The sequence below is a fragment of the Phaeocystidibacter marisrubri genome (genome assembly GCF_008933165.1).
Lineage (GTDB): Bacteria > Bacteroidota > Bacteroidia > Flavobacteriales > Schleiferiaceae > Phaeocystidibacter > Phaeocystidibacter marisrubri.
The window spans coordinates 109422-124658 of sequence record NZ_WBVQ01000003.1; the positions used below are offsets into that span (position 1 = coordinate 109422).

Below are 15237 nucleotides of genomic sequence, written 5' to 3' on the forward strand. Positions count from 1 at the left end.
TGTGTGTTTGGATGAACTAGGTTCAAGGCACTACGTACTGAGGTTCATTTCTGAGCAATGACTGTTTTCAACTCTTCCAACGTTCAAGTTTAGGAATGCCTTTGGTGAAGAATCGAGCCAAGAATTTCGGGAATCCCATTTTAGCCATCTGGTTTGTAACCAAGACTTGCATTTCGGTCACCGTCATATCCGGTTGTGTAAACGTGCCATTCTGATAGCACATGCTGCAGTACTTGGCACTGGTTGAACCATCTGCATTTGTTCCGCCACCATTTGGATCTTTCTTTAGTGGCATGCTGCAACTCTGACAATTTTTGTGTGCCATGGGAATAGTTTTTATAGGTACGAAGTACGAGGTGCTTGCACGTTAGTAATTACAGTCTATAAGAGGGGGCCAATCAACCTTGTGAATTTTGAATCACTTCCTCTTGCGTGATTTGTCGGAATGAAAATTTGAAGCCTTCATACAGGGCGATGCCATAAAATAGGAAGTCGTACGGACTCAAATCGTCTATGAGTACATTGATGACTTCACCAAGAGGTATAGCGGAAAGGGATTCCATAAAAGTAACATCGAATTCAACGGTGACAAATCCATAAACCGAGAAGATATTACCGAGAACACAACCGAGTAGGGCGAAGACTGCACCGATTACCCCGAAAGTATTGTCAATTCCCTTTCCCATATAGCGAACGGCATATCCAACTAGGAAACCGACACCAACGGCCATCCATCCAATTTGGGATTCCGCTTTAATTGTTACCAATGCCCAAACTGCAGAACTGACAAGTGCAGCAACCAATCCAGCAACAATGGCCATAGGAAGATTTTGTTCAGCGCGTATTTTCTCCTCATACGCCCTTATGGTTTCTGGGTCGAGGGAAGGTTGATTTGGGGTTGTTGAGGTGTCGATTGTAGCTTCAAGTACCTCTTCTTGTCCCGAGTTTACAGAGGTTGTTACTGTCGCTTCCGACACTTCGTTGGTGGTTTCTTTTTGGTTATCCATAAGAGAGTAGATTAAAATTCGGATTGGAAGTTAAGGTTTAGACTCCAGATTGAACATAGTACTAGAGCATAGTGCTAATGCCACAGAGCCATCCCGCTTTGTCATCGGTTTCGCCTCGCCAAGGTTTTGGAGCTAAGCTGCGGGTTGTAAGTGACCTTGTTTAAGTGAAGTGCGTCGGCAATTTTATTTCTTAAATCGATAGCAAATGCCTCATTAAGGCCACTGTAAACTACCTTCTTTTTTCTGTGGTTCGAATTGAGTAAAACTACCTCATAAGTGTTGTTAACGAGGATGTTGGATTGCATGGTTTGGTGGGATACAGAGGCTTTGCCTTTCTTTCTTTTCATAATGGTAATATCTCCGAAATCATCGAGAGGTTCCCATTTTCCAAGCTTCAACCCCATGATGGAATTCGCTGTTCTAAAGGTGAAAGCCTCTGTATCTACCTCTGAGACGTCCTTAGCGAAAAGCATCAGAATCCCAATGAGAATGAAAGGAAGACTAAACGGGATAAAGGGAAGAAGTATAAAAGCGATTAGGCCAGCGAAGATTCGCATTCCCGTGGTGAACGTTTTTCCGTTCGGTGTGGTGATGATCATGTTTAAGAGAGAATTTGCCACGTGAAATTAGATAATTTTTTCAGGCTTCCAGCTCAACATAGTATATCGCCTCCGAGCCAATACCGAACTCCTTCCACTCAACTCCTCTCTTTTCACTACTTTCGCTTCAAACCCCGCTTACCCGTGTCAGATACTCAATTCCCAGACATTTTTACGATTGACATTCACACGCATATCCTTCCGGAGAACATTCCTAATTTCCGAGAGCGATTTGGATATGGTGGCTTCATTAACCTCGATCATCACAAGCCTTGTTGTGCTCGAATGATGAAGGATGATGTGTTCTTCAGAGAGATTCAAGACAATTGTTGGGATCCGCGAACTCGAGCGAAGGAGTGCAATCATCAGCAGGTGGATGTGCAAGTGCTTTCTACTGTTCCGGTAATGTTTTCGTATTGGGCAAAGCCAGAGCACGCCCTGGAAGTTGCACAGTTTATCAATGATCACATCGCAGATGTTTGTCAGCGCTACCCCGATCGCTTTGTAGGTCTGGGGACTCTGCCCATGCAAGATCCAGCCTTGGCCATTCGCGAATTGAAGCGTTGCAAGGAGATTGGATTGAAAGGGATTGAAATCGGTACCCATGTCAACGATTGGAACTTGGATGCTCCCGAGATTTTTGCGGTACTAGAAGCTTGTCAGGATCTGGACATGGCTGTATTTGTTCACCCATGGGATATGATGGGAAAAGAGAACATGCCAAAGTATTGGTTGCCATGGTTGGTGGGGATGCCGGCGGAGAGTTCCCTCGCACTTTGTTCGCTCATCTTTAGTGGAACATTTGAGAAGCTTCCAAAGCTCAGAGTTGCCATTGCCCACGGAGGTGGTAGCTTCCCAGCAACCCTGGGTAGAATACAACACGGGTTCGATGTTCGTCCCGATTTATGTGCTGTAGACAACCCTGTGGCACCACGTGACTACATGGGTAAGTTTTGGATTGATTCCTTGGTGCACGATCCAAAAATGTTGGATTATGTTACCGATTTAGTCGGCCCCAATCGCGTAGCCCTAGGAACCGATTATCCTTTTCCACTGGGTGAGTTGGAGCCGGGAAAACTCATCCACAGTATGGACTGGGATGATGCGAAAAAGGAGTTGCTCTTAAGCGGAGCTGCTCTTGAATGGTTGAACATGAGCAAATCAGATTTTAGATGAGACCCATTCCCTTTGCTTGGTTGAAGTATGCCTCTTGGTTTGTCTTTGTGCAAGCGGCATTGTTCGTTTTATACCTCTGGTACGATGTCGCGACAAATGGAGGCCAGGCGGTATTGGCTTTAGGGATTTCGGTGGTTTCTGTTTTCACGTATCCGAATATTAAGAATGCCGGATGGGGGTTCTGGGGTGGGCGAAATCTATGTCCGAATCTCTCCACTTTCATCGTGGCCTTATTTGTTCTGCTGATTTCAGCTGTTCCCTTCTGGATTTCTCTGTTGGAAGGGAATGTAGATTATCTATTCTATCTGGGCTGGCTTATCCCGGGACTCTTAATTCTTCGTGCCTATTCTACCATGGCACAGGCCTATGCGAAACCATCATGAAATTGGCGGGCGTTAATTATATCGTTTGGGCGCTCCTCACAATTGAACTGATCGTATTTGGTTACCCAACTCTAGCAACGTTCATCATTGGAGGATTAATTGTCGCCTTGCTCATTCTTCGCTTCCTCACCAGAAATTCGAACAAATGGAGAGAAGCTCAAACGGAATTTGACAAGGCCAATATTCTCCCCCCAGTACTTTTCAACCCGCTCATTATTCTTTTCACACTAGCCGCCTTGATTCTTCCGTACTTCAGTGGAGAAGTCATCTTGCCTTTGTACGTGTTCGTGGCAGCGATATGGCTGGTGAGGTAAGGTGATGAGGTCGATGAAGTTTTTTGGGGTCGTTGAGGTCTTGCACTTCGATGGTCCGGTGTCTTCGGCCAGAAGCTCATTCTACGTCATTTTGTACCCCGGGGTGGCTCCCGCTAACCCCAGATTCAAGTTCGTGAATTTTGAAGGTATAGTCGTAGGATAAACGGATACAAACGATTGCAAATAGAAGAGTGAGATATTGAAACTCAGGGTTGCTGAAGCGTGGGATGAGATGAAGTTTGGTTACAAGTCAAGGCTTGTCTCCCCGGGGAGGCTCCCGCTAACCCCAGATTCAAGTTCGTGAATTTTTGAAGGTATAGTCGTAGGATAAACGGATACAAACGATTGCAACCTTTTATTTCATGACTTATTGAAGTTTGCTACCCACCTTGAATGAAGGTTGTAGGGGTTAATTTGTATCGCCGAGTTTCGACATTTGAATTTCTCATTCTTGATGGGCAAATGGTTTTGGATGGTAACGATGGATGTGGAATAACCTCTCATTTAGCTCATGGTCGTTAAAGCCCTTCTACCGAATAAAGTGACTTCATTTGCTTTCGAAGGACTTTCTCTGGAGTTATTTTCATGACTCCTCTCAGAAGGAGTTGTCCAGCTTGGTTGTGAACCAGTTTCCCAAAGTTCCAGGAGTTGTTGACTACATAATCCACCTTTTTTCGTCGTTGCTTTTCAAAGGCAATGAATGCTTCTAAGGCTGTTCCTTTACTCTTTAAAAAGCGACTGAGATAGTAGGCATCTTCAATACCTTGACAGGCACCCTGACCCATGTTTGGTGTTGTAGCGTGGGCGGCATCGCCAATCAAACAGGTGTTCGAATTGTGCCAGGTGTCAAGCCTTTTTAGATCGGCGAGCTCAGTGGTGTGTATCTGATCTGACGCATTTAATAAGTCTGTAACCGTAGCATCAAAATCAGCGAAGAGCGATGTTAGTGTTTCTCTGGAGACTGTACTTGGACTCTTTTCTTCATTGACGACTGTAAAGAAGTACACTAGGTCGGGAGCGATCTGAGAGAACCCAAACCGTTGCTGCTTTCCCCACATCTCTTTTCCCTCGTATTTCAAGTGATCGGGGAGAGTTACATTGGCAATTCCTCTTGAACAGATTTGTCCCGTTTTTCGGTATTCTGACGGTAGGCCCATCGCTTTTCTGACGAGGGAATGGATACCGTCAGCGCCTAGAACTACATCGGTTTCTATGCTGTGATCTTTGAAGTAAACCGTAGTCTTTCCGTCTGCACTTTGGTGGTGTTGATAAGGCATGCCCAATTCAACGAGCTCCAGTTCTGCACATTTTTCAAAAAGAATCCGTTGGAGCTTTCCGCGATGGATGGCAATAGTCTGGTTTCCGTATACGTCCGAAACAACTACTTCGTCAATCTTTTTGATAGGTGTGAGGTCTGGATTGGTGATCTCCATTTTGTTTAGTTGATGGCCTTCCTGAATGATGTCATCTAGTATTCCCAACCACTGTAGAATTTGAACAGCGTTCGGTTGAAGCCAGATCCCAGCTCCAATCTCATTGAGTGTCTCAGCTCGTTCGTACACTTTTGCTTGAATTCCAACTTTATGTAAAGCAAGTGCTGTGGATAAGCCGGTGATTCCACCTCCTATGATTGATATTTTCATTATCGTTGCATTATTAGGTCAAATATACTAAAATAGGTCAAGTGTACTAATTTTATGAAAACGAAGGAGAAGATACTTTTGAAGTCGTTGGAGCTGTTCAATGAAGAAGGGCTGAAAGAGGTCACCTTGAGGCAGATAGCTAGTTCACTTGGGATGAGTCAGGGTAACTTGAACTATCATTTCAAAACGAAATCGGACATCGTGTCTGAGTTGTATTACAAGCTAGTAAGTGCAATGGATCATGAAATGAATCAGCTGAGTAGTGAAAGGCCCATTCTTTCTTTCCTCTATGAAAGTGCACTGATCTCTATGAATACCCTTTTTGAGTACAGGTTCATCACCCGTGATTTATACCTTGTTTTGAGCGGAGATCCAGAGTTGAAAGCTCATTATTTGCAGTTGCAATTGCTTAGGAAACAGCAGTATTTATACGTTTTCGAACAACTCACTAAAGAAGGTTTGATGCGAAAGCAGGAGCTTGACGGTGAGTACGACCGGTTATATGAACGCATGAACATCCTTGGTGACAATTGGATTAATGCAGCTGATTTTTTCTTGAAAGAGAGGGGGGGCAAGGTGTCGCATTATCACAGAGTGTTGTTTGAAATGATATATCCATACCTGACTACCTCTGGAAAAAGGCAATATCAGGAGCTTTTGAAATAGCTCGGATGCATTAGGTAATGTTGTCACAGGGTAATCACAACTTCCCTGTGACAACAGTAGGAGTTACTTCTTTCGGTTTGCTTTCAAAACTGAATAGCTACAAGATCTGTTATTCTTAAATTCAATTTTGTTTTCGGATAAAAGAGTAGAGATAATCTGTTGCGTTTCATCCTCTGTCAGTCCCATTTGTTCACCTAGATCACTTTCGTTGAGTTGACCATTATTGGTGTGTAATAGTTGATAAAATGCCTCTTTAGCTTCCATAGTTACTCTGTTTTGTAGCGGATATCATGTAGTGTGGACTAAACGGTAGAAGGGATGTATCGTTTTCTGTAGCTTCTAGCAGTTCCATAAGGTTACGCCTTCTTTTTTCTTGCTGCATGTTAGAGAAGAACTCTTTATCTAACCAAACAACTCCTTCTACAGCGTAGGCGATTGATGGGGTTAGTCCTTCTCGAATGAATTCCTCTCTTAATTTTTCAGGTTTGTGATAGTAGGCCTCAGCCAAGAGCCATGGGAAATCTTCTGGAGGATTATGAACGCCAGAAGACAATTCCAATTTGCACATTTCTAAGAAAGACTTCTTGTGAATCAGACCGCTCAATAATCCGGCAATGGTGGAAGCGGTATTGTTAATGGCGAATGCAAGAATTACCCCATCCTTCATTAGTACTCTTTTAGCCTCTTGAATGGTGAGTGCTCTATCTTCTTCTTTTTGAAGGTGATATAGAGGGCCATGTAGAATAATTACATCGGCATAGTTGCTTGGAAAGTCTAAGTTTCTAGACTCTCCTTTGTGAACTGCAAACTTGTTTTTTAAGGAGTTTGATCTGTTTTGTGCTGTAAGGAGGTGCTTATCTACGGGTTCTATTAGGTGGACTTCATGTCCTTTTTTGGCAAGCCATTCAGCGTATTTACCCGTTCCGCCTCCAACATCCAGAATCCGTGAGGACGAGTTGCTGAGGTGTTTATCTATGAGTGATTTGACTCTTTCAAATTCAAAAACGCCTAGACCTTTGTTAAGTCGGGTTTCTTCGGATGCCTTGTTGTAAAACCGTTCTATATCTCTACTAATTAATTTCTTTTGCTGCATGCCTATTCATGAATCTAGGGCATCCACAATGATTGATGCATTGTGAAGCGCTACAATTGATGATGTGTCAATTGTGATGATTAATTCTCGATGAAAAGTGGGATGCTATTATCTGCACGTGAAAATCGGAGAGATTCTCACAAATAGGTCACTCATGGCTATGAGTCGTCTTAAGGGTAAGACGCAGATAATATGTTTAACTAGTAAGTCAGACCTCAAAGATAGAAATTATCATTGGTCTGTGGGGTGGTGGAGTTTATGTAGTCGCTGAAGTCATACGATACTCGGGCCTATGGCCTCTTCTCCTCACCAAACCATCACAACATCTCTTCGATGGAGTACGTTGCGGAGCACCCAAGTTCCGGATAAGGGTACACCGTTAGTGAAAGTTGTGTTGTTGGGGTCTTCTAGGCAAATGGCAATGTGGTAGTTCTCTTCAGCACGGACAGATTGAGAAGCGAGCTCTTGGCGTAGTTCCAGCGGTAGTCTTGAGCAGTTCAGATTCACGAAAGTGTTCATGGCGTGTAAAAGTTCGACTTGCGAGATCATGATGATGGTGTCTGGTGTATGGCAAGGCAGAGCGGCCCATTGGAATGTGGAGTACAGTCGGTTTCTCTCATCTGTGCTTACTTGTAGTGTGTTGAGAGCATCTAAAGCCATCTCCTGTTCCTCTGTGAGTTTTGGAAGGGAGTCGTGCGTTGTGGTATACCTAGTTGGTATAGAATCCAATTCTGGTAATTCTGTTGAACTCTTTTGTGGCGATGAGGTACAGGCAAAGAGGACTGCGATGGGAAGGAGTAAGATGGACTTCATATTAAAAGGAGTTAAACGCCCATTTGTGCATGAATGAGCTGTCCCATAACTATCAAAAGGATAGGGCCTACCGTCAGTTGAATACCTTTCTCTCTTTTGGAAAGTACAAGCCAAAGGACAAATGCGAACGTTATTAGAAAGAGGATTCCCCAAACCAGACTAACATTAGAATAAAGCTCGGCAGAGCGATAGTAATATGGAGTAGGACCTTCGCTTCCAAATGGATACTCCGCAGTCTGTTGTTTAATCTTCACCACATACCAATCCGACAAGTGTAGAAAGGCAAAAATCCCACAAAGCAATAGAGCGAACAATTGTATAGTGAGACGAATGGGAATTGCTAGAGACTTCATTCTAGCAAGTTACTCTCCAACAGACTAGTTACCAAGTAAGCTGTCGAAAGGATGTTTACCACAGAAAAAATGTAGTTGTATTGCTTGCGCACCTCCAATGGAAACTTGTTTCGGAACCACATCACAACATTCAAGATGATCATGATGACCGAGAAGATGAGGTAGTAATAAAGGTCTCCAAGCTCAAGTCCGAAGTACAGTTCTAGAAAGTATGCTGCATAGAACAGAAATAAATAGCAAAGGGTATAGGACAGATGGGTGGCTAGTAGCACAGTTCTGCTACTTTCCTTGTTGAGTCGTTTGCCCAAGGGGAATACAACGGGGATAAAGGAAATAGCTAAAAGAGAGAGAATGATCATATCCATGGACATGGAGGCTACTCGATTAAACCTTGATTGTGCTGACCTGTTGCAGGCTGTTGTTTAGCCTGGTTATTTTTTTAGTGTCCATGGCCGTTATCTTCAGCCACTAATTTTCCATAGGTATCGGTCAATAGTCGACTTAATCGTTGATTCTGACCGGCAATTGCTAGTTTAAGATTTTCATAGAGTTTTTCGTTGTATTTGTTCTTTGGGTGGGGTCCGTCAAATATGAAATGAAACACACTCTTTATCTCTTTGTCGGAGAATGTTGAAAGAACTTTACAAGCGTTTTCAGTATCTGTGGTCAACCTATTTGCGAAGTCAAATGCTTCTCGGATGTTGTCAGCTTCCCAAATGCCGTCGATGTTAATTCTAATGTATTTGTCATAATAAGCTGAGTCGGGAATAGATTCCAACTGGCTGAAATATTGAATTACATTTTCTCCTTTTGGATAGTCATATAGTGGAGCCGCTCCAATTTCATTATCATACCCAAACAAAGACTGCATTCCTTTAAATGAACTTGGAAAAGCACAGAAAAATTTTTGTTCCCATTTTATTCGATTGGCCAAACTCGAATCGGTGGCATTTTCATAAAAAACCAGTAAAGAATCGGCTTGATGTTCTACTGAACTGAAGTAAAAATTGGGACTGTCTGTTTTTTCAATTATTACCTTGTTTCTAGTTTCCTGCTCTGTTTGAGAAACTTCAAATTTGGTAGATGTCTCTGTTTGCTTCTCCGCCCGTTCTGAATCGTCGTTATTGTTTGATTGACGACAAGAAGTCAAAAAAATGATGGTTGATATGAAGAGTAGATGATTCATTTTAATTGCTAGAATGACGGTGGCTATGAAGTGTGAAGTAAAAGCGGATAAATTGAATTTGCGATGCATGCTTACATAGTCTGTGCTAATGTATCATCTCTTATTTCATTTCTTTTTTAAAGTCCTCAAGCGGAAATGCCCAAGGTACTCCTAAATCATCTTCCCAATCGTCGTAAAGTCCCATTCCGACATTTGCTTTTATAATAATGTTGTTCAAAGCATCGGAGTTTTTCGCTAGTCGCAGTTTTTGGTCGTTTTTAGAAACAAGGAAGTACAAATTATAAGTTGGTCCTACGTCATAACTTCCGGCTTCCACTTGTAAGATTGGGTTACCATTTGTATCAGTAGTGAAACGCCCCAAGAGTTTTATGGTGTCCTTTTGGCTACCTCCAAGCAAGTCGATTTTGTAAGGTTGACCTTTAGAGTCCAATACTGTGACTACGTAGGAATGATGTTTTGTGGGTTCTATTATGACTTGCTTTCCATTCTTGTCAGTCCAAAGTCCACACCATGTTTTTGGAATAGACTTTCGATTTTTTGTGGAGTCGAATATGTCAAATAGTGATTTCATGATTACCTATTACCAATGGATCGGCTAAGAAATGTAGTGCATTCTAGTTAATTGTCCATTGAAACCGAAGTTTGTTAAGTGTATGGGCCTTTCTAAAAGCCATGTCTGCCCGATGTTTTCTTAGCCATTGTTGTGGCTAGTAATTTTTGTTTTTTCTTCAATCTGTTTGTCCATTTCTAGAGTTGACTGCTCAGTGTACTTTTCAATTTCAAAGCTGATACATAAATGTCATTCCGAGATTATAGTTATTAACTCATATCCATATTCTATGTGTCAACCGCTTGCCCAACTCTCGTAATAGAGGCGAATTGATGACCTTACGTCATTTTATTTTGTAATGATAAATGAAGTTTCTTGAGCTACTACTTCAAGTCCATCGACTCCATTTACCCCCTCAGACTATCGATGATTTCACGCGAAAGGATTCGCTCGGTGGAAGAGTGGGTTCTAACTCTGGCATCCGACGAGTGTGCGTTCCTTTCATTGTTAGTAGAAGTCCACGACTTCACAATTCCACTGACGACAGCGGCTTTAAAGACTACAGATTTTCAAACCATTCTCGTACCTTTGCAGCTTCCTTCAGTGAAGGTCGTTGGAGGAACACAACAAAGTCGTTTGTAAATGAGTGACTTCATCCATCACGAGTGCGGAATAGCCATGATCAGGCTCCGCAAACCCCTGAATTATTACATCGAAAAGTACGGTTCAGCCATGTATGCCCTGAACAAGATGTACCTCCTTATGGAGAAGCAGCACAACCGAGGGCAAGACGGGGCTGGTTTGGCCAGTATTAAGTTGGATGTTCCTCCCGGACAACGCTACATTTCTCGTCAGAGAAGTATCGATCCAAAACCGATTCAGGATATCTTCGAATACGTTCAAAACCGCGTAAACGAAGGGATTAAGGATGATCCTGAAAAACTGAAAGATGCGGATTGGCTAAAGAATAACCTGCCTTTCTTTGGTGAGGTTTACCTTGGACACCTACGCTATGGTACATATGGAAAGAACAGCATTGAAGCTTGTCACCCTTTCCTTCGCCAAAACAACTGGATGACACGTAACTTGATTGTTGCGGGTAACTTCAATATGACTAACGTGGATGAACTTTTCAATCAATTGGTTGAATTGGGTCAGCATCCAAAAGAGAAAGCAGATACGGTAACAGTAATGGAGAAAATCGGTCACTTCTTGGATGAAGCGAACGAAGAACTCTATCACCAATTCCGTGAAGAAGGTTTGAGCAAGGTTGAGATTTCTCACAAAATTGCAGAGAGCCTCGATATTGGAGAGATCCTTCGAAATGCCGCTAAGAAGTGGGATGGAGGTTACGCTATGGCTGGTATGTTTGGCCACGGTGATTCTTTCGTGCTTCGCGATCCAAGCGGTATTCGTCCAGCATATTATTACTACGATGATGAGATTGTGGTGGTAGCCAGCGAGCGTCCAGTGATTCAAACTGGATTTAACTTGGATGTAAAAGACATCAAAGAGATTCCTCCAGGTAATGCTTTGATTATGAAGAAGAACGGTGAAGTTTTCTTCGAAGAAATCAAGCAGCCGCTTGAGCGTAAAGCGTGTTCTTTTGAGCGCATTTACTTCTCTAGAGGGAATGATATGTCAATTTACAACGAGCGTATCGAACTCGGTAGAAGACTGACTCCAGTGATTATGGAGGCGGTTGATTACGATATTGACAATACGGTTTTTGGCTTTATTCCGAATACGGCAGAAGTTAGTTTCTACGGTATTGTGAAGGGTGTTGAAGAACACTTGAACGCATGGAAGAAGGAGCAAATTGCCGCGATGGCGGACAATATGGATGAAGCTCGTTTAGATGTGGTTTTGAACACCCGCATGCGTGTGGATAAGGTGGCTTGGAAGGATGTGAAACTCCGCACTTTTATCACACAAGATGATAGTCGCGATGATCTCGTTTCACATGTGTATGACGTGACGTATGGAATTGTAAAACCAACCGACAATTTGGTGGTTATGGATGATTCCATTGTTCGTGGTACTACACTTCGCCAGAGTATTCTCCGCATTCTAGATCGCTTGGAGCCGAAGAAAATTATCGTGGTGAGCTCTGCTCCACAAATTCGCTATCCCGATTGTTATGGGATTGATATGGCAAAGATGGGCGATTTCATTGCGTTTCGAGCTGCCATTGAGCTTTTGAAGGAGACAAAGCAACACAAGTTGATTCAGGATACGTATGAGAAGTGTTTGGCGCAAGTTCAATTGCCAGATGAACAAGTGCGAAACTACGTGAAGGATATTTATGCTCCGTTTACTCCAGAGCAGATTTCTGCAAAATGTGCCGAGCTATTGAAGCCAGTAGATTTGAATGCAGAGGTTCAGATTATCTTCCAAACCATTGAAGATCTTCACGCTTCATGTCCAGAGAATCTAGGAGATTGGTACTTTACAGGTGATTACCCTACGCCAGGTGGAAATCGCGTGGTTAATAAGGCTTTCATCAACTTCGTTGAAGGACGAAACGAGAGAGCATATTGATCTCAACAGATAATTCTAAAGAAAGGGAGGATTAATTGTCCTCCCTTTTTTATTTTCACACCTATGAAGAACCTCTCTCGTAAGCATATTTACTGGGCGGTGGCCACCTTGGTGTTCATCTATGTTGCTCTGCGCGCATTTCTGATTTCGTTCAGTATCGACGAGGGCATGTCTTACCGATTTGTGGTAGGAATATGGGAGGATAAACACCACAGCAATAACCATTTCCTAAATACCCAGTTGATGAAAATCAGCTCGGCCCTTTTTGGTAATGAACCATGGTCGCTGCGCCTTCCTAACTTGCTCGTATTTGTTCTCTACCTATGGATGGTCTGGAAGCTGATTAAAGATGCATCCACCTCTTTCTCCATGGCCTTTGGAATGGTGGTTATGTTGGGGTTACCCTTCATGCTGGAAATGTTTGCCATTGCGAGAGGTTATGGATTGAGCATGGGCTTTACCCTCCTCGGAATGGCCTTTTTCATCCTTGCTGCTACACGTGAAATGACAGATTCGCACTACCAGAAGCAAGTGGTGTTGTCCTCGGTATTACTCGGTTTAGGGGTGGCGTCTAATCTTTCAGTGATTAACGTAGTCATTGCCATTGTAGGATTGTTGTTATTGCATCAAATCATCCGACTCAAACATAACAGTGGGAAGGTGAATTGGATTGGATTTGCGGCCTCTTTGGTGGTCAACTTTATTTCACTTGGACTTGGTGTAAATGCGCTTCTTCGCTTAAAAGCCAACAATGATCTCGTCTTTGGATCTCAAACCTATGAGGAGCTTGCGAGAAAGTCGGTGTGGTCCTACATCTATGTTCAACCAGTGGCCATGTGGGTGCGCTATCTTCTGTTAGTAGTGTTGATCCTTGTGGTGGTTTTGGGTATTTACACGGCCATCCGAAAGGCAAAATTGTACAGTAGGATTTCCATGGTCATGGCTATCATTCTTATTTCCATGCTCGGTTGGGTGTTTGAATACGAAGTGATGGAAGCCAATCTGCCACTGGGTAGAACAGGTGTCATCTATTTACCACTTCTTGGATATGCCATGTTCTTGTTGGTTGATTATTGGATTTCTCATTCCAATCGATGGATTCGAGTGACAAAAGTTCTGGCCAGTATTGTGATGGCGGCCTATCTCTACAATGCAAAAGCGGCTATTAATGTGAGAGAAATTCGTCCATGGCCGGAATTTGCATTATTTGATAAATACACCGATGTTATTGCGGAGTTGTCCAAAGACAGGGAGGAGCCAGTCGTGATTGAGAAGCACTTCCTTTTCCGTTCAACTTTGAATTACTATCTCCTCGAAAAGGGGATCAATGCTAAGGTGAATGAGGACTACGGAATTAAAGCAAATGCAGAATTTTTGTTGATTAACCGGAAGGATTTTGTCATGCTGGAAGACGACCCTCGCTTGGATAATTACGAAACACCCGAAGGTTGCCAAGATTGGTATACACGTTTGTTTGTCCGGAAGGATCTATTGAGAAAGGAGTAGCTTTATCCTAAAGTAAATCCAATTCCATGAACAGAAATGCCATTCTTTACAGCGCACTTTTCGCTATGGCATTTTTGTACATCATCGGAAGAGGAATGTGGCTTTCTCTTACCATCGATGAAGCCTTGAGCTTTTTTCACATCACTCGACCTAGTTCTGAAATCTCTGCGAACGATCACTATCTGAACTCTCAATTGATGCGAATTTGCATCGCGGTATTTGGAGATTCGGAAGGGTCGCTGCGCTTGCCAAATATGTTGAGTTTTGCACTCTTTGGGACGGCGGGCTATCGCATATTGCGACCCATTCAGGAGCCTGTTTTGTTCACGATTGGGGCGCTTCTGTTCTTCTTTCAACCTTTTGTACTAGAGTTTTTTTCTATCGCTCGTGGGTATGGCCTTGGCCTCTCATTCTCGCTTTTTGCCTTAGCGGTATCCCTAGAAGAAGAGAGATATAAGTCGTTTGTAGCTAACGTCTTGATCATAGGAGCATCCATATTCGCTGTGCTCGCCAATGTGGTGTACTTCAATTTCGTTGCAGCACTGTTGCTTTGGATGGTTTTCACAACGTGGAAATCAAATCGAATTTCTGCAGTGATATACGGCTTTGGACTTCTCCTCATTGGAGGGGCTTCCTATGTTTATTTACACGATTTAGCCGCCGTTGGTGGACTTCAATTGGGGGCGGAAACGTTAGGAGATGCCTTCTGGCGTACGGTCAATAAGATGAGTTATTGGCCCGTGACGAAGTATTCCGCTCATCAGTATGGCATTTTGGGACTTTCGCTGGTGGGGGTACTAGTGATGGGTTGGAATGTTTTCAGAGGAACGATTCAAAAGAGAACCGCTGCACTTTTAGCCATTTGCTTATTGATGATATTGGGGTGGGTGGCAGAGCACATTTTCTTTCACACACCTTTCCCCCAAGGAAGAATGATCTTGATTCTTCCCATCTTACTCGGGATGCTCTTCATCTTCAGTGCTTTTGATCAACTCCAAACTCCCCATAAGTGGATGAAATGGCCGGTACTTCTAATGGGCTCTGTGGCGGTGATTAATATGGCCTACGGAATCAATTTCAATCGAACTGTTCAATGGAGCAGTGATGCGCCTATTCGAACTTTAGTGATGGATGTGAAGCCTGGAGCTGTGCCTGTTCGTGTGGAGATCAGTAAGCGACTCTTGCCTGTGGCTCAGTACTATGTAGAGCGCTTGGATAGGAAGATAGATTTGGTGCCGTTTACCGACGATCCGTCCTTGTCATCCTCGGTCATTTGGGTGGATGTTAACCGAAATAAATCTGCGGAGCGAACTATTCTAGGCTCTTTGATGTATAGAGAAATAAGACGTTTTGAAAACACTCCTGTTGTAGTCTACGAGAGGGTGTTGGAATGAGACTTGACAAAAA

18 protein-coding genes are annotated in these 15237 nt (G+C 43.1%); 8 read left to right on the forward strand and 10 right to left on the reverse strand.

Features of this window, described 5'->3' with window-relative positions; all coding sequences use genetic code 11:
• Positions 1 to 67: 67 nt before the first annotated feature.
• The 3 genes from F8C82_RS13610 to F8C82_RS13620 all read right to left on the reverse strand — a co-directional run bounded on the left by F8C82_RS13610 (position 68) and on the right by F8C82_RS13620 (position 1627).
• Positions 68 to 325, reverse strand: coding sequence for a zinc ribbon domain-containing protein (locus F8C82_RS13610; RefSeq protein WP_223279598.1), 258 nt, complete (start codon positions 323 to 325; stop codon positions 68 to 70).
• Positions 326 to 398: 73 nt separating this feature from the next.
• The gene (locus F8C82_RS13615) at positions 399 to 1007 is read right to left on the reverse strand and encodes a hypothetical protein (RefSeq protein WP_223279600.1); all 609 of its coding nucleotides are present in this window, start codon (positions 1005 to 1007) and stop codon (positions 399 to 401) included.
• A gap of 101 nt (positions 1008 to 1108) precedes the next feature.
• Positions 1109 to 1627 carry a hypothetical protein gene (locus F8C82_RS13620; RefSeq protein WP_151694173.1) on the reverse strand — a complete coding sequence of 173 codons (519 nt, stop codon included), beginning with the start codon at positions 1625 to 1627 and terminating at the stop codon, positions 1109 to 1111.
• A 123-nt stretch (positions 1628 to 1750) separates the two neighbouring features.
• Here F8C82_RS13620 and F8C82_RS13625 point away from each other — a divergent pair, with 123 nt between their 5' ends.
• The 3 genes from F8C82_RS13625 to F8C82_RS13635 are packed head-to-tail and all read left to right on the forward strand — an operon-like array spanning position 1751 to position 3479.
• On the forward strand, positions 1751 to 2782 hold the full coding sequence (locus F8C82_RS13625; RefSeq protein ID WP_188477403.1) for an amidohydrolase family protein: 1032 nt from the start codon (positions 1751 to 1753) through the stop codon (positions 2780 to 2782).
• Complete coding sequence (locus F8C82_RS13630; RefSeq protein ID WP_151694174.1) at positions 2779 to 3165, forward strand: hypothetical protein; 387 nt, start codon at positions 2779 to 2781, stop codon at positions 3163 to 3165. The genes F8C82_RS13625 and F8C82_RS13630 overlap by 4 nt, the downstream gene beginning before the upstream one ends.
• Positions 3162 to 3479 carry a hypothetical protein gene (locus F8C82_RS13635; protein WP_151694175.1) on the forward strand — a complete coding sequence of 106 codons (318 nt, stop codon included), beginning with the start codon at positions 3162 to 3164 and terminating at the stop codon, positions 3477 to 3479. The genes F8C82_RS13630 and F8C82_RS13635 overlap by 4 nt, the downstream gene beginning before the upstream one ends.
• 518 nt (positions 3480 to 3997) lie before the next feature.
• Here the strand turns inward: F8C82_RS13635 and F8C82_RS13640 are convergent.
• A complete protein-coding gene (locus tag F8C82_RS13640; RefSeq protein WP_151694176.1) occupies positions 3998 to 5122 on the reverse strand; it encodes an FAD-dependent monooxygenase in 1125 nt (374 codons plus the stop codon).
• A gap of 54 nt (positions 5123 to 5176) precedes the next feature.
• Here F8C82_RS13640 and F8C82_RS13645 point away from each other — a divergent pair, with 54 nt between their 5' ends.
• The gene (locus F8C82_RS13645; RefSeq protein WP_151694177.1) at positions 5177 to 5788 is read left to right on the forward strand and encodes a TetR/AcrR family transcriptional regulator; all 612 of its coding nucleotides are present in this window, start codon (positions 5177 to 5179) and stop codon (positions 5786 to 5788) included.
• Between the two features lie 253 nt (positions 5789 to 6041).
• Here the strand turns inward: F8C82_RS13645 and F8C82_RS13655 are convergent, their stop codons facing one another.
• The 6 genes from F8C82_RS13655 to F8C82_RS13680 all read right to left on the reverse strand — a co-directional run bounded on the left by F8C82_RS13655 (position 6042) and on the right by F8C82_RS13680 (position 9804).
• Complete coding sequence (locus F8C82_RS13655) at positions 6042 to 6881, reverse strand: class I SAM-dependent methyltransferase (protein ID WP_151694179.1); 840 nt, start codon at positions 6879 to 6881, stop codon at positions 6042 to 6044.
• 306 nt (positions 6882 to 7187) lie between these two features.
• The gene (locus tag F8C82_RS13660) at positions 7188 to 7694 is read right to left on the reverse strand and encodes a hypothetical protein (protein ID WP_151694180.1); all 507 of its coding nucleotides are present in this window, start codon (positions 7692 to 7694) and stop codon (positions 7188 to 7190) included.
• A gap of 11 nt (positions 7695 to 7705) precedes the next feature.
• Positions 7706 to 8047, reverse strand: a complete 342-nt coding sequence (locus F8C82_RS13665) for a hypothetical protein (protein WP_151694181.1) — start codon at positions 8045 to 8047, stop codon at positions 7706 to 7708.
• Positions 8044 to 8412 carry a hypothetical protein gene (locus F8C82_RS13670; RefSeq protein WP_151694182.1) on the reverse strand — a complete coding sequence of 123 codons (369 nt, stop codon included), beginning with the start codon at positions 8410 to 8412 and terminating at the stop codon, positions 8044 to 8046. Before F8C82_RS13670 ends, F8C82_RS13665 begins: the two co-directional genes overlap by 4 nt.
• 74 nt (positions 8413 to 8486) lie before the next feature.
• Complete coding sequence (locus tag F8C82_RS13675) at positions 8487 to 9302, reverse strand: hypothetical protein (protein WP_151694183.1); 816 nt, start codon at positions 9300 to 9302, stop codon at positions 8487 to 8489.
• Positions 9303 to 9333: 31 nt separating this feature from the next.
• A complete protein-coding gene (locus F8C82_RS13680; protein WP_151694184.1) occupies positions 9334 to 9804 on the reverse strand; it encodes a hypothetical protein in 471 nt (156 codons plus the stop codon).
• 354 nt (positions 9805 to 10158) lie between these two features.
• Between F8C82_RS13680 and F8C82_RS14785 the strand changes: the two genes are divergently transcribed.
• The 4 genes from F8C82_RS14785 to F8C82_RS13695 all read left to right on the forward strand — a co-directional run bounded on the left by F8C82_RS14785 (position 10159) and on the right by F8C82_RS13695 (position 15224).
• The gene (locus F8C82_RS14785; protein WP_170266275.1) at positions 10159 to 10425 is read left to right on the forward strand and encodes a hypothetical protein; all 267 of its coding nucleotides are present in this window, start codon (positions 10159 to 10161) and stop codon (positions 10423 to 10425) included.
• Positions 10426 to 12324 carry an amidophosphoribosyltransferase gene (locus F8C82_RS13685; protein ID WP_151694185.1) on the forward strand — a complete coding sequence of 633 codons (1899 nt, stop codon included), beginning with the start codon at positions 10426 to 10428 and terminating at the stop codon, positions 12322 to 12324. It abuts the gene before it with no gap.
• A gap of 63 nt (positions 12325 to 12387) precedes the next feature.
• Positions 12388 to 13830 carry an ArnT family glycosyltransferase gene (locus F8C82_RS13690; RefSeq protein ID WP_151694186.1) on the forward strand — a complete coding sequence of 481 codons (1443 nt, stop codon included), beginning with the start codon at positions 12388 to 12390 and terminating at the stop codon, positions 13828 to 13830.
• A gap of 26 nt (positions 13831 to 13856) precedes the next feature.
• Positions 13857 to 15224: a glycosyltransferase family protein gene (locus tag F8C82_RS13695; protein ID WP_151694187.1), complete on the forward strand. Its 1368-nt coding sequence runs from the start codon at positions 13857 to 13859 to the stop codon at positions 15222 to 15224.
• Positions 15225 to 15237: the final 13 nt, after the last annotated feature.